Below are 19,683 nucleotides of genomic sequence, written 5' to 3'. Positions count from 1 at the left end.
ATTCAATCACATTTATCTTGAAAGTTCAAACACTTCATGCAGGGCATTGACAGCCGCTCTCATGTTTTCTTCGTTCACTAACACCCAAATGGTCGTATGACTGTCAGCCGATTGTAAAATCGGAATGTTTTGCTCGGATAGAGCCGTTACAATTTTAGATGTGACACCTGGTACACCCATAATGCCTGCGCCAACAGCTGATACTTTCGCACAATTTGTTGTCACAATTGGTGTATAACCAAGATCTTTTAGGATCGACGTTGCCTTTTCAGTCATTGCACCTGTCACTGTATACACAATTTCACTCGGTGTGATATTGAAGAAGTCGACACTGATTTGTGCGTTTGCCATTGCTTTGAAGACCTCTGTTTGTACGCTGTACTGACCTTCTTTTGCAGGGACTTTGATTTGTGTCACATCATTGACATGTGCAATACCCGTAATGAGGCGGTCATACACATCATGGCTCATTTTATCTGAGTAGTGTGATGTAACGAGCGTGCCCTCATCATCAGAGTATGTTGAACGGACCCTCATTGGTACTTTTGCCTGCATCGCAATTTCAACAGCTCGCGGGTGAATGACTTTTGCCCCTTGATATGCGAGGTTGCAAATTTCCGTATATGTCACGACTCTCAGCGGTTTTGCATTTTCAACAATGCGGGGATCTGCTGTCATAACGCCTTCTACATCTGTAAAAATATCAATAAAGTCTGCCTGCAATGCAGCGCCTAAAGCTGCTGCGGACGTATCACTGCCACCTCGTCCGATTGTTGTCACGTCTCCATTTTTCGCCGCTCCCTGGAACCCAGCGACAACGACAACATCATGTTCAGACAGTGCTGCTTCCAGACGTTCGCACTTCATGTCAATAATTTTCGCACTTGTATGCTCCTTATCAGTCACAAAGCCCGCCTGAGCTCCAGTCATCGCTACAGCCTTTAGACCGTTTTCATTCAGCATACTTGAAAACACAACAGCTGAGATATTCTCCCCGCAGGAAACAAGCAAGTCTTTTTCTCTGTTTGTCATATGCTGCGCGCTGCCGTAAAGCAGACCGAGCAGCGTATCTGTCGCATAGGGATCGCCTTTTCGTCCCATTGCAGAAACGACAACAACCGACTTATAGCCTTTCTCTTTTGCAGATAAGATATGTGCAAGTGCCCTTTTTCTACCTTGATCATCTTTGACAGATGTACCGCCAAATTTTTGGACAATTATTTTCACTGTTTTCACTCCAAGTTCATTCTGACGTAACAGAAGAGAGCAGGCGAAAGATGCCTAACTCTCTTCTGTTCGTCCTCATCATCCATTGAATGTTAAACTAATTTTAATGCTTTTAAGCTTTCTGCAATTTGAACAGAGTTCCATGCAGCGCCTTTAAGCAGGTTATCAGATACAATCCACATATGGAACCCGTTTGGACGGTCCAAATCTTTCCGAATGCGGCCGACAAATACGTCATTTTTCCCAACAGCATCTGCTGGCATTGGATAAATTTGCTGAGACGGATCATCTTGCAGCGTAATTCCTGGTGCATCTTTTAGAATTGATTTGAGGTCTTCCACTGTTGCATCATTTGATTCTAGTTCGACGTAGACAGATTCTGAATGACCTGTTTCAATTGGAAGCCTTACGCATGTTGCCGCTACTTCCAGCTCAGGCATATGCATGATTTTTTTCGTTTCGTTGATCATTTTCATTTCTTCGAATGTATAACCGTTGTCTTGGAATTTATCAATTTGCGGAATCGCATTAAATGCAATTTGATAAGGCATGACTTCTGGTGTTACATCCTCTTTATTTAAAATGGCTTGTGATTGGCTGTATAGTTCGTCAATGGCTTCATGTCCCGCACCTGATACTGCTTGATACGTAGAGACAATAACTTTTTTCATTCCATATGCCTGACGAAGCGGTTCTAATGCCGCTACCATTTGAATCGTTGAACAGTTAGGGTTTGCAATGATCCCTTGATGATCATGCAAATCTTTTTCGTTTACCTCTGGTACGACAAGAGGGATGTTTTCGTCCATACGAAAAGCACTTGTGTTGTCAACAACAATCGCACCTCGTTTGACTGCTTCAGGAGCCAGCGTTTTAGAAACATTTCCTCCAGCACTGAATAATGCAATGTTCACTCCTTCAAAGCTTTCAGGTGTTGCTTCCTGAACAGTGTACTCTTGACCTCTGAATGTCACTTTTGTTCCAGCAGAACGTTTTGAGGATAGTAGAGTAAGTGTATCCATTTCAAAATCTCTGTCAGCTAGTGTTTTTAACATTTGTTGACCGACAGCTCCAGTCGCTCCAACTACAGCTACATGCAATCCTCTTCCCATCAGTAAAACTCCTTCCGACCCATCCATGATTCTTTTCTTTCGGATGGCCATCCTATGACTTTTTACATTTTATTTTACCATAGAAAAGCAAGGCTTGAAGCATCTTTTTTGAATCTTTCATGATTTTCTAGTGAATCTATTATTCGTTTGGTCCAATTAAAATTGGCTGAATTTGTCTATGCTGGAGTGCCTCTTCTACTGTTTGAGTTAGCAGATTCATGTTCGCGACCATAGAGGTCGGTTTTTTGAATGGATCATCCTGACCAAACGGAATAAAGAAAATATTCTTTGTCGACATCAGCCTCATCAGATTTGTACCATTTAAACCTAACGCATCATTTGTTGAGATACCTAAAACGACAGGTCGATGATTCCGTATGGTTGCTTTAGCAGCCATTAAAACAGGACTGTCTGTCATGGCATTTGCAAATTTCGCCATCGAGTTTCCAGTTAAAGGAGCAATGACCATACAATCAAGCGGCAGCTTAGGCCCGAGCGGCTCTGCTTTCACGATTGAGTCAATCGCTTGAAATCCAGTCAGCTTCTCAATCCGCTCGATCCACTCGGCTCCATCTCCAAATCTCGTATTCGTACTCTGCACCGTGTACGACACCACTGGACGCACCTCTGCCCCTTCTTTTACAAGCGCTTCGATTTGCGGAAAAACAGCCTCATACGTACAGTGGGAACCTGTTAAACCAAAGCCGATTCTTTTCCCTTTTAATGTTGTCATGATTCCATCCCCCTTTTTTCCTCCGCAAGTTCACATAAAAGCCCGGAAAGCACTTTTGCAATGATTTGTCCTGCTGTTTTTGGTGCAACAATCCCCGGGAGTCCTGGTGCAAGAAGTGCCTTCACTCCGTGCTTTTGTGCAAAGTCAAAGTCTGTTCCGCCTGGACGGGAGGCGATATCCAAAATGAGTGTCTTTGGTGTCATGCTGACGATGACAGATGAATCTAATACGAGACTTGGAATGGTATTGATGATAATATCAACATCCGTTACTTCCTCTTTTAACTGGTCCATTGAAAATGGATGAAGACCCATCTCAAAGGCCCGCGCTAAATGTGCTGTGTCTGCCGCCCCTACTTTTACGTCTGCCCCTAGTGCCCGAAATGTGCGGGCAATGGTGAGTCCTGTTCTTCCAAGTCCGAGAACAGCGACATGAGACCCGTGAATCGTATAGTCCGTTTGCTGAATGGCCATCATGATAATTCCTTCAACTGTTGGAATAGAGTTATATATGGCAATATCATCTCGCTCAAACAGCTTCACAAGCTTCCGGTTCACCTGCTTTGCCAGATTGTCTAAGTACGTATTTGAAATACCTGAGTACAAGATACAATGGGCAGGGGTTCTTTCTAAATATTTAGCTTCCAGCAAGACCTGCTCGTTTGAAAAAACGGTAGCAACAGCGCCTTCATCCGTTGTCCCAGATACTGGCAGGATCATACTATCTACTTGTTCGAATGGAAGTTCAGACATTTTCAGCTTTTCAGCACCGATAAATCCATGATCCAGCTGGTCAAATCCAACCAAAAATACTTTGGCATGCTGCTGTGACAACTTGCGAATAATTTCAAGCTGCCTTGCATCTCCCCCGATCACCGCAACCGTTAAACCGCTCAACATACTGACCGTTCACCTTCTTTATTTAAAAAAGTCTGTAATATTTTCTGAATCTCCCTTTCAGCATATGAGGAGAGGATTCAGCCTGTGAACGAATCAGAGAGAGAAAAGAAAAAGAGCACCCATTATTGCGGGTGCTCTTTTTCTCCGTGCGGCTGAAGTTCTTCAGGCACATCGAGAATGATCATATCTGATCCTATTTTTTGAATGTGATTCCACGGGACGCGGATGTCATTTCCTTGTTTTCGAAAGCCAAACCACTTCACGGAAGGTATAATGAGTGCTGTAATTTGACCGTCCTGTTCATTGATTTCAAGGTCGGTTTGTCCAAGCACGCCAAGCCGCTCCGCTCTTTTAATATCGACGATCTCTTTTCCTGACAGTTCACTCAGCCTCAAAATCGCATCACTTCCCTTCCGTATCATATATGCAGCAAAAGGAAGAAATAGACCGTCCTGCTCTTTTCAAGTTATGTATAATGTGAGTTGGTATACCAAACAGGCTTAAGTTGATGAAAGCAATTATGATCTTTTAGCATTCTCTCCACTCGTTTCACCATGTCTTTTACATGTCCCGGATCATAGGAAAGCGTCCAGATGATAGATGAAAAGCAGCTCATTGCTGTATAGATGGAAAAAAGAAGCCAAAAATCGTTTGTGGACTGCGTACTCACGTATTGATCCAGTTGTCCAGCTGAGAACGGAATGCTGCTTTCTCGACTAAATAAGGACAATTTATAAAAGTCATGAACCGGGTCGCCCCAGTCGGATTGATCGAAATCAATCACACCGGCATATTGATTACCTTGTATGATGATATTCCCTAAATGAAAATCATCATGCTGGAACTGGTTAGGCCTCTCTTTTACCGCATCAACATTCGACTTGATAAAATCTAATACAAACTGATCATTGGAAAACGTCACGCCACTTGATTGATAGGCATGTACATACCGTTCATGTTTTGCCATGACTTTCTCATCCCACGGACGAACATGAGAAGGTGCACGGCATGTATGCATCAAACTTAGCTCTCTCGCTGCCCGCCTCCCGATTTCATACTGCTCTTCATTTGTAAGTAGATGGATGGAGTCTCTAGCATTCTCGCCTTCGATAAAGGAGAAAATACGATAGGTACAGTTTAGTTCAGCACTCATTCCAATCTCAATCACTTCAGAACAAAGAATCCCTCGATCTTTTAACTTCCGCTGAAATGATGCTTTTCTTTTATAACGCGAATACGTTTGAATGTCTGATAACTTAAGCACCAGCTTTTCACTAGATGATATTGTAACCAAAAAGGTACGATCTCCCGAAAAACCAGATGTCATGGCTTGGAAAGAAGCTTGTGTCAGAAGTGGAGAGAGCTGTTTCAGCTTTTCATGTTCCATGAAAGCAGAACCCCTTTCTTCTTTACCTACAATAAAACGGCAGACTTTTTTGAGTCTGCCGTGTTGTTTACATTATGATGGCTGATCACCCGTCGGACTAATAAGCGAGAGCGCATAATCTTCTGTAAAGATGCGTTTAGATAAGTTATTCACGCCGTCTAATGTGACGCTGTTGATTTCATCAATAATTTCATCGAGTGTCCGATGTTTGCCAAGGAGCAGTTCATTTTTACCGTTTCGGCTCATTTTGCTGTTTGTGCTTTCAAGGCTGAGCATAAGGTTGCCTTTCATTTGCTCCTTAGAGTTCTCTAGTTCTTTCTGCGTGATTCCCTCACGCTTTAAGACGTCTAATGTTTGTAAGATGGTCTCAGAGAGCAGGTTTAGCTGCTTCGCTCCAGTCCCGCCGTAAATCGTCAGCATTCCATTATCTGCAAATGAACTGTGATAGCTGAAGACGGAATAAGCAAGTCCTTTATCCTCTCTTACATCTTGGAATAATCGGCTGCTCATGCTTCCGCCAAGAACATTATTTAAGACGATTAAGTCATAGATGCCCTTATCTCCAGCTGGAAGGCCATTAAAGCCCAGGCATAGGTGCGCTTGTTCCGTTTCCTTTTTGCGTGTGAGCTTGTCATAATGAAATGTTGGAGCTTCTACAGGCTGCTTTTTCCCTTTTCCTTCATAAGAACCGAACAGCTTTTCAACCTCACGAATAAAGGTCTCATCTACGTTCCCTGCAACAGAGATCACGACGCGGTCCGGCGTATAGAATTCATCCATATATTTTCTAAGTGAATCTCCGTTAAAGGTAGAGAGTGTTTCCTCTGTTCCTAAAATCGGATATCCTAATGAATGATCCCCATAAATGGCTTTACTTAATAAATCATGAACGATGTCATCAGGAGTATCCTCATACATTTTAATTTCTTCGTACACCACATTTTTTTCTTTTTTCAGCTCTTCTTCATCAAAAGCTGAGTGAAAGAACATGTCGCTTAATACATCGAGGGCGTAGCCAGCATGTGAATCAAGCACCTTCGCATAGTAGCAAGTGTATTCTTTTGATGTAAAGGCATTCACTTGACCACCAATGCGGTCAAAGGATTCTGCGATATCACGTGCAGATCTTGTCTTTGTCCCTTTAAAAAACATATGCTCTAAAAAGTGTGAGATCCCATTAATTTCAGGTGTCTCATGTCTAGAGCCTGTGCCAATCCAGACGCCAATTGCGACAGACCTTACAGTGGGATTGTTTTCGAGTACAATTCTTACTCCGTTTTGGCATGTATACGTTTTGACCAAGTTTTGCTCCTCCTATTCAACAAACAGATCGCATCACGGATGTCTTTTTTCACTTAGGAGGTCAGAAACCGTCCCTAATTCATATCCTCTTTCCTTGATTTGAGTGATAAGTGCGTCAAGACTTTTCGCTGTTGCATCTGTTGGATGCATTAATATCATCGCCCCATTGTGAATTTTCCCAAGCACCCGCTTTTGTAAAATAGCCGGGGATGGTTTTTGCCAGTCGATGGTGTCTACTGTCCACATAATGGTTTCCATGCCTTCTTGTTTGGCAAGCTTGACTGTTTCTTCTTTAAAGCTGCCGCTTGGAGGCGCAAACCATTTTGGTTTCTTCCCAAGGGATTCTTCAATTTGGCGATTTGTTTTCGTTATCTGCTCTAATGCTCGTTCTCTTGTCAGTGTGCGCATATCTGGGTGATTGTATGAATGATTTCCAATTTCATGACCATCTGCCACGATTTTTTTAGCAAGCTCTGTGCTTTTTTTCACCCATTTGCCTTCTAAGAAAAAGGTCGCCTTGACTTGATGCTTTTCCAGCGTCTTTAACATGTTGATTAAATGCTCGTCACCCCAAGCCACATTGATCAGGAATGCATTCATTTTTTTATCTGGATGCCCTTTATAAATGGGCTCTGCACCAAGCTCATGTAAATGAATAGATGGTTTTGTTTCATTAAAAACAAGCAACTTTTCATCGAATGACCCCTGTTTCTTCATTTTTTCATAAGAGGCATCGATATCAACTGTCTGTCCATTTAAGCCAGGCATCTTTTTCCACACTTTATCAATCTTAGCATTTTGCGCCTTTACTTCATAGTCAGAAGACTTCGATTCAATTTCCTGAAATAAAATATCTTTTGAAACAGATGCAACTTCGGCATGCTCTTTCATTGATTCAATATATGTAACAGCAGCCGGCTGCTTCATCGTTTGATATGACACGAGCAGTAAAAATACAAACACAATGAATGGTAACGTTTTTTTCAATGGTTGTCCCTCCCCTATATCACAAATTATGATGGGGAGAAACAAGCTAGAACTATTGTTAGCGCAAGAAAAGAAAGAAGCCTGGCACGGATACCTGGCTTCTAACACATTTTATTTGATCTCATTAAGACTGCTTTTCTTCTTTTTCCTTTTCTTCACGTAAAACAGCTTTTCGAGAAAGGTTCACACGGCCTTGTTTATCGATTTCAGTGACTTTGACAAGTAATTCATCGCCAAGTTTCACGACATCTTCTACTTTGCCAACACGCTCAAGCGCAAGCTCAGAAATATGAACAAGTCCATCTTTTCCACTGAAGATTTCAAGGAAGGCACCGAATTTTTCAATGCGTTTGACTTTACCTAGGTAAAGCTGTCCTACTTCAACTTCTCTCACAAGATCTTCAATGATTTTCTTCGCTTTTTGGTTCATATCTTCTTCTGTAGAAGAAATAAAGATTGTACCATCTTGTTCAATATCGATTTTCACACCGGTATCTTCAATGATTTTATTGATTTGTTTACCGCTTGGTCCAATGACATCGCGAATTTTATCCGGATTGATTGTCATCGTTAAGATTTTAGGTGCATAACGAGACAATTCTCCTCTAGAAGCAGGAATTGTCGACAGCATACTGTCTAAAATTTCCATTCTTCCTTTTTTCGCTTGTTGAAGAGCCTCTTCTAAGATGTCTTTTGATAGACCATCGATTTTGATGTCCATTTGAAGGGCTGTTACACCTTTTGATGTACCTGCAACTTTAAAGTCCATATCTCCAAGTGCATCTTCCATTCCTTGAATGTCTGTCAGCACTGTGTAGTATTCACCAGATTTCACAAGTCCCATTGCAATCCCTGCAACTGGTGCTTTAATTGGAACACCGGCATCCATCATCGCAAGTGTGCTTGCGCAAATACTTGCTTGTGAAGTAGATCCGTTAGATTCTAATACCTCTGAAACGAGGCGAACCGTATAAGGGAAATCTTTTTCGGATGGAATGACTGGTTCTAGTGCACGTTCACCTAGTGCACCATGTCCGATCTCACGACGGCCTGGACCACGCATTGGACCTGTCTCGCCAACACTGAATTGCGGGAAGTTGTAATGGTGCATGAAGCGTTTTGATTCTTCAACACCTAAACCATCAAGAATTTGCACATCACCAAGTGCACCTAATGTACAAATACTGAGCGCCTGTGTTTGTCCTCTTGTAAATAGGCCTGAACCGTGCGTTCTTGGCAGAAGTCCTACTTCTGAAGAAAGTGGACGGATTTGATCTACGCCGCGTCCATCTGGACGTACTTTCTCTTCAGTGATCAGACGGCGAACTTCGTTTTTGACAAGCTTGTTTAATACATCTTTCGCTTGTTTAATCGTTGCTTCGTCACGTTCTTCTGCTTCAAACTTCTCAACTACAGCTTTTTTCACAGCACTGATTGCATCCTCACGCGCATGCTTCTCATGTACTTGAATCGCTTTCAGCAGGTCAGCTTCAGCAAGTGCTTTTACTTCGTCTGCTAACGTTTGATCTACTTCATATAAAGGAATATCGATTTTTTCCTTACCGACTGCCTTCACAATTTCTTCTTGGAATTCGATTAAGCGTTTGATCTCTTGGTGACCGTACATGATCGCTTCAAGCATTGTTTCTTCCGGTACTTCATCAGCACCAGCTTCTACCATGTTGATCGCATCTTTTGTTCCGGCAACCACAAGATTGATGTCACTTTGTTCAAGCTGCTCCACATTCGGGTTAATGATCAGCTTTCCATCCACTCGTCCTACTGTAACGCCGGCGATTGGTCCCTCAAATGGAATGTCAGACACACATAAAGCTAAAGATGAGCCAAACATTGCAGCCATTTCAGATGAGCAATCTTGATCCACACTCATGACGATACTAATGACTTGTACTTCGTTTCTAAATCCATCTGCAAACAGCGGACGAATTGGTCTGTCAATTAAGCGGCTGGCAAGGATCGCCTTTTCACTTGGACGGCCTTCTCTTTTAATGAAGCCGCCAGGAATTTTACCTACTGCGTATAGTCTTTCTTCGTAGTTCACAGTGAGCGGGAAGAAATCAAGTGGTTTTGGTTCTTTAGAAGCTGTTGCTGAGCTAAGCACAGCCGTATCTCCGTAGCGTACGAGGACCGCTCCGTTTGCTTGCTTTGCAAGCTGGCCAGTTTCAACTGTCAGTTGACGTCCAGCCCAGTCTATGGTGAAGACATGTTTCTCTTGTCCCATTCTGAGATAAACTCCTCTCTTATCGTAAAGTTTTAGTTAGTTCTTATTATGAACAAAATGATTTTCACATATCAATGTGAAAGCTGTATGTAGAAGGGTTTTTGCCATTCTTTCAACATTTTAACCATAAAATATTAGTGATTATACGATAAAAAAGCGGGAATCCTCCCGCTTTTTACGATTATCGACGTAAGCCTAGTTTGTTAATTAACTCACGGTAACGAGTTACGTCTTTATTACGTAGATACGTAAGAAGATTACGACGTCTACCTACCATTTTCAAAAGACCGCGACGTGAGTGGTGATCTTTCTTATGAGTACGTAAATGCTCGTTCAAGTTGTTAATTGATTCTGTTAGGACAGCGATCTGAACTTCTGGAGATCCAGTATCAGATTCGTGTGTTTTGAACTCATTAATTAATTGCGTTTTACGCTCTTGAGTAATAGCCATCCTGTTTCACCTCCAAATCATGTTAGCCCCATCTACCTCGCAACCGTCGGTGAAGTCGGCCTGCCAAGTAAGTGGTTTTAAAGCTACAGGAATAATCATACTAAAAATATGCTGAATTTGCAAATGGTAGAGCAGTTTTTCTATGATTTTTTTGTTTGCTTGAGCTGATCTTGAAAAAACTGAATCGCTTCTTCTTTATCTTGACTGATTTGAGCCGTCAGCTCCTGGATTCCGTTAAATTTTCGTTCACTGCGAATGCGCTTGAACCATTGTAATTTAATCGGCTGGCCATATATTTCTTCGTTAAAATCAAAAAGGTTTACTTCAATGGCCGGCTGATCAGGACGTTTTTCATAAAATGTTGGTTTATAGCCGACATTACAAACGCCGTCATATACTTTACCTTTTACTTCTGCTCTTACTGCATATACCCCTGTTGGCGGAATAATGTATTCAGCAGATAAGCCGACATTAGCTGTCGGAAATCCGATCGTCCGTCCGCGTTTGTCTCCATGGATGACAATGCCGCGAAGCTGATAAGGTTTTCCTAAAAGCTCGCTCACATATTCAACATCCCCATTTTTTAATGCGGAACGGATGAGAGTGGAACTGACTTTTCGGTCTTGATTGGACAGCTTAGGTACGATGGTTGCATTGATACGGCCTTTTCCGTATTCATCGAACGTTTCCATTGTGCCTGCACCAAAACGGCCAAACGTAAAATCAAACCCCGCTACTGCGTGCTTCACATTCAATTCATCCAAATATTGATCCACAAATTCTTGAGGAGATAGAGCTGCAAAGCTCTCGCTGAATTGTACGATGTATAAATAGTCAGCGCCCAGCTGTTCGATAAAATCAATTTTATCCTCAAGCGGTGTAATTAAGTCTTTTGGTTCCCGTGCCTTTTGCAAAACATGTGATGGATGCGGATGAAAGGTCATGACTGCTAAGGCCAATCCTTCTTTTTTCGCAATGCTTTTCGCTTCGTCAATGACTTTTTGATGCCCGAGGTGAACACCGTCAAAGTACCCTAAAGCCATGACAGACGGGACTTGATCCTTTTGATTCAATGTATGTGGGTGTGAAATATGTATAGTCTTCACGAGATGTCACCTTTTCTTTAAGATTGCTTGTCCTGAGATAAGATTTTCGCCGGCTTCATCAGGTTCTGTTTGGTCGGGTGCTTCATATATATTGCCAGACAACGACCTGAAGGAGCAAATACAGCGACACGATCCTCCTCTGCGAAATGAGCAAATTCATCAGGCATTGGCAGGACTGCACCGTTTTCCACTTTACTTGCTAATGTATCATTTATCTCCCATTTCGGCAAATGATTGAGCGCGCGCTCGATCGGGACAAGGTGCTCATCTACAGTTCCTTCCTCGCTTATATCTCGCAGCTCATCCAGCGTAATACATTCATCAAGTGTAAAATCACCAGACCCTGTACGAATAAGATGTGACATGTGGGCTGGAAACCCTAGTTTCTTCCCGATATCAACCGCTAAGGTCCTCACATACGTTCCCTTTGAGCATAGAACAGTAAACCTAAATGACACGCTGCCATCCTCATATGTGACAGGTGTAGTCCGCTCGATACGGTGAATAGTAATTTCTCGGCTTGGCCGCTCAATTTCGATGCCCTCTCTTGCATACTCATAGAGCTTTTTCCCGCCAATTTTCACAGCAGAAAACATGGGAGGAATTTGTTCAATGGTTCCTTCAAACTGCTTCAGCGCCGCATCAATTTCTTTTTCTGAGATCGGTTTTTCCACCTTTTTTTCTTCTACGATCTCACCTGTTTGGTCTTCTGTTGTTGTAGAAAAGCCAATCGTGATTTCTGCATCGTATGTTTTCGATTTATCTGTTAAGTATTCTACAATCTTCGTTGCTCTTCCGATACAAATAGGCAGAACACCTGAAACCTCTGGGTCGAGGGTGCCTGTATGGCCGACTTTTTTTGTGTGTAAAATTTTTCTTACTTTAAACACACAGTCGTGTGAGGTCATGCCTCTTTCTTTATGTAATAAAAGAACACCATTTATCATCTGCGTTCTCTCCTTTCATAAACGATGAAAAAGGACAGACGATCATCGCCTATCCTTATTTCAACGTCTTATTCGTGATCTTTTGTGTTTAACTCAGCAATCAGGCTTTCAATTCGGTTTCCGTAGTCTACGGATTCGTCGAATTCAAAATGCAGTTCTGGTGTTTTGCGAAGTCTGATTCGATTGCCAATTTCAGAGCGGATATACCCTTTAGCCTTTGCAAGACCTTTTAAGGTTTCCTCTCTTTTCTTCTCGTCGCCAAGAACAGAAATGTAGACTTTGGCAATTTGCAAATCACCGGATACTTCGACATCGGTTACAGTCAAAAAGCCGATTCTTGGATCTTTTAGCTTTCTGCCTAAGATGTCGCCCAATTCTTTTTTCATTTGCTCACCCACACGGGTTGCTCTCATACTCATGATCTTATCACCTCTAATTAAAACCACTCAGTTTTCGTGATCGTTCGTTCAATTTCAGGAAAAGAATCGATAAAGCCTAATACACGCTGAAGCTCCTTTTCCACTTGAACCCGAGATGAGGAAATCACGGCGATTCCAATTGATGTACGCTGCCATGTATCCTGGTAATCCATTTCAGCAATGGTTACATTGAATTTATGACGCGTTCTTGTCAATATTCGCTGAAGAACCGCACGTTTTTCCTTCAGTGAGGATGCATCATAGATCATGCACTCACATTCGGTATAACCGATCATTTTCTTTCGATTTCTTGCATAACGAATGATTCCATGACATCACCTTCACGGATATCATTGTATTTCTTAATGGTAATACCACATTCATAGCCTTGTGAAACTTCTTTCACATCATCTTTAAATCGTTTTAACACGTCAACTTCGCCTTCAAAAATAACGACGCCGTCACGGATTAAGCGGATTCCGCTATCTCTTGTAATCGTTCCTTCAGTTACATAGCCGCCAGCAATTGTACCGATTTTAGATACTTTGAACGTTTGACGAACTTCAACTTGACCGATGACTTTTTCTTCATATTCAGGGTCAAGCATTCCTTTCATCGCAGCTTCAATTTCATCGATGACTTTATAGATAATGCGGTGCAAGCGGATATCTACGTTCTCTGTTTCAGCTGTGCTCTTCGCATTTCCATCAGGACGTACGTTAAAGCCAATCACGATAGCATTAGAAGCACTTGCTAAAATGATGTCTGATTCTGTAATCGCTCCAACACCCGTATGGATGATTTTCACTTTTACGCCTTCGACTTCAATTTTTTGAAGAGCTGCTGTTAATGCTTCAGCAGAGCCTTGTACGTCTGCTTTCACGATCAAGTTGATATCTTTTACGTCACCTTGTTTGATTTGCTCAAATAGGTCGTCTAGAGATAATTTTGCTTTATCTGAACGCTGTTCGTCCAGCTGTTTAGAAGCACGCGCCTCACCGACTTGACGAGCTGTCTTTTCATCTTTGAATACAAGGAACTGATCCCCTGCATTCGGTACATCGTTTAAACCAGTGATTTCAACAGGTGTAGATGGTCCTGCTGTTTTCACGCGGCGGCCGATGTCATTGACCATTGCACGTACACGGCCAAATGTATTTCCGACAACGATTGGGTCACCTACATGAAGTGTACCTGTTTGAACAAGAAGGGTTGCAACAGAACCTCTTCCTTTATCAAGCTCAGCCTCGATGACAGTCCCTTTTGCCGCACGATTAGGGTTGGCTTTCAGTTCTGCTACTTCGCTGACAAGAAGGATCATTTCGATCAATTCGTCAATGCCTTCACCTGTTTTCGCAGATAGTGGAACGAAAATGGTTTCGCCGCCCCAAGCTTCTGGTACAAGACCATGCTCAGTTAATTCCTGCATCACGCGGTCAGGGTTCGCTGTTGGTTTGTCAATTTTGTTAACAGCGACAATGATTGGCACTTCTGCCGCTTTCGCATGGTTAATCGCTTCAATTGTTTGAGGCATGACACCATCATCTGCTGCAACGACTAGAATTGTCGTATCCGTTACTTCGGCACCACGTGCACGCATCGTTGTAAATGCTGCGTGTCCAGGTGTATCAAGGAACGTAATTTTTTTGCCGTTTTCTTCAATTTGGTATGCACCGATATGCTGCGTGATTCCACCTGCTTCGCCTTCGACGACTTTTGTCTTACGAATACTGTCAAGAAGAGTTGTTTTCCCGTGGTCAACGTGTCCCATGATCGTTACAACTGGAGGGCGTACTTGCATATCTTCTTCTTTATCTTCAACTTCATACTTTTCAAGTTCAGTTTCTTCTAAAATAATGACTTCCTCTACTGAAACACCATATTCAGAAGCGATTAATTCAACTGTATCTTTATCAAGTTCTTGGTTGATCGTTGCCATGACACCAAGCATCATCAGCTTTTTGATGATTTCAGCTGTTTCTTTTCCAAGCTCATCAGCCAGCTGGCCGACGGTCATTGAATTTGTAAATTCAATTTTTTCAGGAAGCTCTTTTTTAGGCTTCACAGGTCTAGCTTGCTGATGCTGCGGTTTGTTATTTCCACCGCGTTTATTTTTGTTTTTATTTTGGTTGTTGTTTTTTTTGTTTTTATTAAATTGATTATTCTGCACGTCATTCTTCTTTCTATCATTGTTTTTGTTAGATGATTGTTTTTTTTGTTCTGCGGGTTTCTCGTTAGCTGTCTCTTTTGCTTTGGCTTTTTTATAGATAGCGTCTAGCTTTTTCACAGTGTCGTCTTCAAGCGTCGCCATGTGGTTGTTCACTTCCACGTTCATATCCTTAAGCGCTGCTATAATATCTTTACTTGAAACATCTATGGCTTTTGCGTATTCATATACTCTCACTTTAGCCATTCGTTCACCCCCAAATAAATTAATCGAGCAAGCTTATGAGCTTCTTAGCGAAGCCTTGGTCAGTGACAGCGACAACTACGCGAGCTTCTTTCCCAATAGAACGTCCGAGAACGGAACGGTCTTCAACTTTTCTAACCGGAACATTATAAAATTTGCATTTGTCAGATACCTTTTTCTCTGTGTTAGATGAGGCATCTGCTGCAAGAAGAACCAGCTTAGCACGCGCATGTCTAATTTCTTTGATCACCAGATCTTCTCCTGACACGACTTTACGAGCTCGATTTGCTAGACCAAGCAAAGGATACCATTCAGATTCATTCATTAGGTTTTTTCACCTTTTCAGCTAGTTCTAGTAATTCTTCAAATATGTGTTCGTCAATCTGTGTCTGAAATTGCTGCTGTAAACTGCGTTTGTTCTTTGCCGCAAGAATGGTTTCTTTATCGAGAGAAAGGTAAGCTCCGCGTCCGTTCATTTTTCCGGTAGCGTCAACAGACACTTCTCCTTCTTTAGAACGAACAACACGGATCAGTTCTTTCTTTGGTTTCATTTCTCCCGTCACGACGCATTTTCTAAGCGGGATTTTTTTTCGGCTTTTCACCTTTAATATCACCTCTTATTCGTCAGATTCCTCAGCTACTGGTTCAGCCTCTAAGAAAAGAGATTCAGAGTCTTCAGTTCTTGGGAAAATACCGAGTTCCCTTGCATCTGTTTCGCTTTTAATGTCGATTTTCCAGCTGGTCAGCTTCGCTGCAAGGCGGGCATTTTGACCTCTTTTACCAATCGCTAATGACAGCTGATAATCAGGGACAATAACTGTTGTCGCCTTGTCTTCTTCATTCACAATGACATCAAGTACTTTTGATGGACTCAGCGCATTGGCAACAAATTCAACCGGGTCATTAGACCAATGAACAATGTCAATCTTTTCGCCTTTTAGCTCGTTGACAATTGCTTGTACACGCTGGCCCTTTGGACCAACACAGGAGCCAACTGGATCAACATCAGGATCATCTGTACGAACAGATATTTTAGAACGGTCCCCAGCTTCTCTAGCAACCGATTTAAGCTCTACAGTACCATCATAAATTTCTGGCACTTCAATTTCAAATAAACGCTTTAAAAGACCTGGATGTGTTCTAGACACATAAATTTGTGGTCCTTTTGTTGTTTTTTCTACTTTTGTAATGAACACTTTAATGCGGTCATGCGGTTTGTATTCTTCATTTGGCATTTGTTCATTGACAGGAAGAAGGGCTTCAATTTTGCCAAGTGACACGTAAATAAATTTACTGTCAATCCGCTGAACGATTCCCGTCATAATGTCTTCCTCGCGGTCGATGAACTCAGTGTAGATCACACCGCGCTCTGCTTCTCTCACACGCTGCGTCACAACTTGTTTCGCTGTCTGAGCTGCAATACGTCCAAAGTCTTTTGGTGTGACTTCAATCTCAACGACGTCACCAACCATGTAATTCGGGTTAATATTGGCTGCATCATCTACAGAGATTTCAAGGCGAGAATCATACACTTCATCTACAACATCTTTTCTTGCGAACACACGAATCGTTCCCGTTTCGCGGTTTAAATCAACACGAACATTTTGTGCTTGATTAAAATTACGCTTATATGCAGAAATGAGTGCAGCTTCTATCGCTTCAATTATAATTTCTTTACTAATACCCTTCTCTTTCTCAAGAACAGTCAGGGCATCTAACAACTCACTACTCATTTTTATGGTTCCCCCTTATATCAATGAAAAGGTTAATTGAACGAAACTGCTAATCTTGCGTTAGCTATTTTCTCGTATGGAATATTGATCTCTTTCTTTCTTGTCTTGATCTTCACTGTCACTGTTGCAATCTCACCATCAAAGCTTGTAAGCTCACCTTCAAATGCTTTTTCACCATCAATTGGTTCATATGTTTTCATGAAAACATTTTTTCCAAGTGCTTTTTCAAAATCAGCTTTTTTCTTTAATGGGCGCTCCGCTCCAGGAGAGGACACTTCAAGAAAGTAGTTTTGGCTAATCGGATCTGCCTCATCAAGCTTTTCGCTCAAGGCTTCGCTCACTTTGGCACACTCTTCGATATCGACACCTTTATCAGAGTCAATAAACACGCGAAGGAACCAGTTTTGACCCTCTTTGACAAATTCAACATCAACGAGTTCAAGCTGTAAGCCATCTAAAATTGGCTGCACCATTTCGCTTACGACATCCACTACTTTTTTGCTCATTCTCTTCCTCCTTGTGCTTTCGATAAACGCTCTTATCAATCATTCTGCATAAAAACCCTGCTTTATGTGAGCAGGGGGAGCAGAAAACGGATGAATAATGTCGAGACAAAAATTGCCTGTTCAATACAAAAGAGCGGGTTTCCCCACTCTTGTCTCGGTAATCGTTAGCATTTCCATAAAAACTATACCATATCCAATTTTTTTATGCAAATGAAGTTCCTCCTTATAATAGGTACTCGCTTATCGATTAATGCAGCATGTTCAGTACCATTAATACCTCTCTCTTCCTTTATATATAAACGGAAAGCCACTATGAACAGAGCGGACTGATAATAATGCACCTGAATACAATGAGCGAACAACAGAGCTCCCTATGAAAGAAAGTAACATCTACACTAAGTCATCTCTAATTCCAAAAAACTTTGTATGACACACTATGGTTATTCATATAGAAGCAAAGAGTGTATCAGTAAACAGCCTTCACTTTCCACTTTCTCAAAACCCCCTAATGGATAAGTACTTCAACGTTAAAGAAATAAGCAGTTCAATTTTAATCACACTGCCATTCTCCTTCACTTCAGAGAAACGCGTTCTCATTTTTAGGGAATCGCAATTTAAAAATCATTCATATTGAACTCCCCGAAAAGCAGGCAGAGACTAAACGGATAACCTTCATATTATACATAGAGAAAGAATCATGTTTATATGGAATGAATGTATCCAGACTGTTTAATCAGCCATGCATGTAAAAGTAAAGGTGTCTTCTGTGCTGAACTGCTATATTCATCTGGAACCTGCCTTAAGGTGTGCTGTAAATTTTCATTTCCTATTAACGATAAAAATTCCATACTAAATGGGCTGAATCCTCCAATTATAGAAGTACCAATCTTATACTTTACATCTTTTCTAGGTTGGGTAATATAGGTGAGTAACTGCTCGAACTCAGATAATGTCAATGAGGCGTGATATTGATCATATAAATACAGTTCTTCTTCTTTGTTCTGAACTGAACTCATTCCACTTTCTATACTATCTCGATTTAAATCAACTATATAAATAATAGATTCATTTGATAAATAAGGAAGGAACTGTTCTAATAATGCTACAGGATCTTCAAATAGCCCAAAACACAGATGTATTAAAATCGCATCATAACTTTTCGCATGTGATGAAAAATTTTCGATATCTGTACAAATAAAATTAGCTTTTATATTCAATTGATTTGCACAATGTATGGCTTCCTCTGATGAATCAATTCCTGTCAAATCAGCTAGAGGTAATTGCTTAGATAAATACTCAAGCATCTGCCCTTGTCCACATCCTATATCTAAAATAGAGGCAGGCTTTTTTTTGAATGTTAGTTGATAATAAGAAATGAAAGTTTCAGCTGATAGACATCGAGTAAATGGCGTTTCTCGATTATCATAATTTGAACTTATTTTTCTTTTTTCTGGATCCAAAAACCATGACTGAGCCAGCGCTCTTTTTCCTTTAAGCTCTTTCATCTTTTCTAGTATTATCACAGGGTTTACCACCTTTATAAAAGCCTCACCAATCAGTTTCAGATAATACGGGAGGTTTCGTTTTGAAGTTCTTTATTTTGAAAGGTTGAAAAAAATGAATGAACAGATTATGTGAAATATGAAATGCTATCGCTGCTAGAATACCAAATGTTAAGTATGAAATAACTGTGATGAATGTAAAAAGCGACATATAAGCAATAGACTTAACACCGCCTATTGGTATATGCAGCAAGATAAATCCTATTGAACTGATACAAATTGATACCGCCACAGATTCCACAGAATTTGTTAGTAATAACAACGGAAGAAAGAACCGCCAAATCAATTCTTCTGATAGAGCAGTTAATGGAAGAAAAAAGATTGAATCAACATTGACAGCATATCTGCCTCTAAATGCAACAACTTTGTTTTTTAATTTCCATAGAACTGACGGTAATAGGACACCTAATAAAAAGAAGGATAAAATACCATACACATTTTTATTATTAGACATTTCAACTAAGAGCTCTTGAGAAAATGCTCCACAGCATATAGAAGCTCCGATTATCGTGAATCCATCATAGCTCCTCTGAGGAGTGATATATGTTATTAACTTTCGATCGGATATTGGTTTATCTCTCTTGATTTTGATAACCATTTTAGAGCTTAAGGGACCCAAAAAGTGAAGGAGGATCCCTAAAGCTGCTACCATTGAAATCA

21 protein-coding genes are annotated in these 19,683 nt (G+C 41.2%); all 21 read right to left on the bottom strand.

The features are described from left to right. Positions 1–12: 12 nt before the first annotated feature. Complete coding sequence (gene dapG, locus NSS80_RS08440; RefSeq protein WP_034281880.1) at positions 13–1,227, bottom strand: aspartate kinase; 1,215 nt, start codon at positions 1,225–1,227, stop codon at positions 13–15. A gap of 92 nt (positions 1,228–1,319) precedes the next feature. After that, entirely contained in the window at positions 1,320–2,339 is a 1,020-nt protein-coding gene (gene asd, locus NSS80_RS08435) for an aspartate-semialdehyde dehydrogenase (protein WP_342498456.1), read from the bottom strand. A 139-nt stretch (positions 2,340–2,478) separates the two neighbouring features. Continuing rightward, the gene (dpaB, locus tag NSS80_RS08430; protein WP_046311007.1) at positions 2,479–3,072 is read right to left on the bottom strand and encodes a dipicolinate synthase subunit B; all 594 of its coding nucleotides are present in this window, start codon (positions 3,070–3,072) and stop codon (positions 2,479–2,481) included. Further along, positions 3,069–3,971, bottom strand: coding sequence for a dipicolinic acid synthetase subunit A (dpaA, locus tag NSS80_RS08425; protein WP_041117424.1), 903 nt, complete (start codon positions 3,969–3,971; stop codon positions 3,069–3,071). Before dpaA ends, dpaB begins: the two co-directional genes overlap by 4 nt. Before the next feature lie 122 nt (positions 3,972–4,093). Beyond that, complete coding sequence (locus NSS80_RS08420) at positions 4,094–4,366, bottom strand: YlmC/YmxH family sporulation protein (protein WP_024424130.1); 273 nt, start codon at positions 4,364–4,366, stop codon at positions 4,094–4,096. Between the two features lie 71 nt (positions 4,367–4,437). Beyond that, positions 4,438–5,358 (bottom strand): aminoglycoside phosphotransferase family protein, encoded by a 921-nt coding sequence (locus NSS80_RS08415; RefSeq protein WP_024427008.1) that lies wholly within the window; start codon positions 5,356–5,358, stop codon positions 4,438–4,440. A gap of 72 nt (positions 5,359–5,430) precedes the next feature. Beyond that, positions 5,431–6,660, bottom strand: coding sequence for a pitrilysin family protein (locus NSS80_RS08410; RefSeq protein WP_024424132.1), 1,230 nt, complete (start codon positions 6,658–6,660; stop codon positions 5,431–5,433). Between the two features lie 33 nt (positions 6,661–6,693). Next, positions 6,694–7,647: a polysaccharide deacetylase family protein gene (locus NSS80_RS08405; protein WP_056766474.1), complete on the bottom strand. Its 954-nt coding sequence runs from the start codon at positions 7,645–7,647 to the stop codon at positions 6,694–6,696. A 124-nt stretch (positions 7,648–7,771) separates the two neighbouring features. Then, a complete protein-coding gene (gene pnp, locus NSS80_RS08400) occupies positions 7,772–9,889 on the bottom strand; it encodes a polyribonucleotide nucleotidyltransferase (RefSeq protein ID WP_024424134.1) in 2,118 nt (705 codons plus the stop codon). Positions 9,890–10,070: 181 nt separating this feature from the next. Continuing rightward, complete coding sequence (gene rpsO, locus NSS80_RS08395) at positions 10,071–10,340, bottom strand: 30S ribosomal protein S15 (protein WP_008354438.1); 270 nt, start codon at positions 10,338–10,340, stop codon at positions 10,071–10,073. A gap of 140 nt (positions 10,341–10,480) precedes the next feature. Beyond that, on the bottom strand, positions 10,481–11,446 hold the full coding sequence (ribF, locus tag NSS80_RS08390) for a bifunctional riboflavin kinase/FAD synthetase (RefSeq protein WP_034281843.1): 966 nt from the start codon (positions 11,444–11,446) through the stop codon (positions 10,481–10,483). A gap of 17 nt (positions 11,447–11,463) precedes the next feature. Continuing rightward, entirely contained in the window at positions 11,464–12,393 is a 930-nt protein-coding gene (truB, locus tag NSS80_RS08385; protein WP_034281842.1) for a tRNA pseudouridine(55) synthase TruB, read from the bottom strand. A 68-nt stretch (positions 12,394–12,461) separates the two neighbouring features. Next, a complete protein-coding gene (gene rbfA, locus NSS80_RS08380; protein WP_007499525.1) occupies positions 12,462–12,812 on the bottom strand; it encodes a 30S ribosome-binding factor RbfA in 351 nt (116 codons plus the stop codon). Between the two features lie 17 nt (positions 12,813–12,829). Next, entirely contained in the window at positions 12,830–13,108 is a 279-nt protein-coding gene (locus NSS80_RS08375; RefSeq protein ID WP_061109857.1) for a DUF503 domain-containing protein, read from the bottom strand. Further along, a complete protein-coding gene (gene infB, locus NSS80_RS08370; RefSeq protein WP_024427003.1) occupies positions 13,105–15,225 on the bottom strand; it encodes a translation initiation factor IF-2 in 2,121 nt (706 codons plus the stop codon). Before infB ends, NSS80_RS08375 begins: the two co-directional genes overlap by 4 nt. A 19-nt stretch (positions 15,226–15,244) precedes the next feature. Further along, positions 15,245–15,547, bottom strand: a complete 303-nt coding sequence (locus NSS80_RS08365) for a YlxQ family RNA-binding protein (protein WP_024424138.1) — start codon at positions 15,545–15,547, stop codon at positions 15,245–15,247. Continuing rightward, on the bottom strand, positions 15,540–15,824 hold the full coding sequence (locus NSS80_RS08360) for a YlxR family protein (RefSeq protein ID WP_024424139.1): 285 nt from the start codon (positions 15,822–15,824) through the stop codon (positions 15,540–15,542). The genes NSS80_RS08365 and NSS80_RS08360 overlap by 8 nt, the downstream gene beginning before the upstream one ends. A gap of 15 nt (positions 15,825–15,839) precedes the next feature. Next, entirely contained in the window at positions 15,840–16,955 is a 1,116-nt protein-coding gene (nusA, locus tag NSS80_RS08355; RefSeq protein WP_024424140.1) for a transcription termination factor NusA, read from the bottom strand. Positions 16,956–16,987: 32 nt separating this feature from the next. Further along, positions 16,988–17,461, bottom strand: coding sequence for a ribosome maturation factor RimP (rimP, locus tag NSS80_RS08350; protein WP_003211398.1), 474 nt, complete (start codon positions 17,459–17,461; stop codon positions 16,988–16,990). Between the two features lie 701 nt (positions 17,462–18,162). Further along, positions 18,163–18,984, bottom strand: a complete 822-nt coding sequence (locus tag NSS80_RS08345) for a class I SAM-dependent methyltransferase (RefSeq protein ID WP_131631251.1) — start codon at positions 18,982–18,984, stop codon at positions 18,163–18,165. Positions 18,985–19,009: 25 nt separating this feature from the next. After that, entirely contained in the window at positions 19,010–19,675 is a 666-nt protein-coding gene (locus NSS80_RS08340) for a CPBP family intramembrane glutamic endopeptidase (protein ID WP_052712387.1), read from the bottom strand. Between the last annotated feature and the right edge of the window lie 8 nt (positions 19,676–19,683).

The sequence above is a fragment of the Bacillus sp. FSL M8-0350 genome, from assembly GCF_038593345.1.
Classification (GTDB): domain Bacteria; phylum Bacillota; class Bacilli; order Bacillales; family Bacillaceae; genus Bacillus; species Bacillus safensis.
The sequence above is the reverse complement of the archived record's forward strand: the minus strand, read 5'-3'. Positions and strand labels throughout refer to the sequence as shown.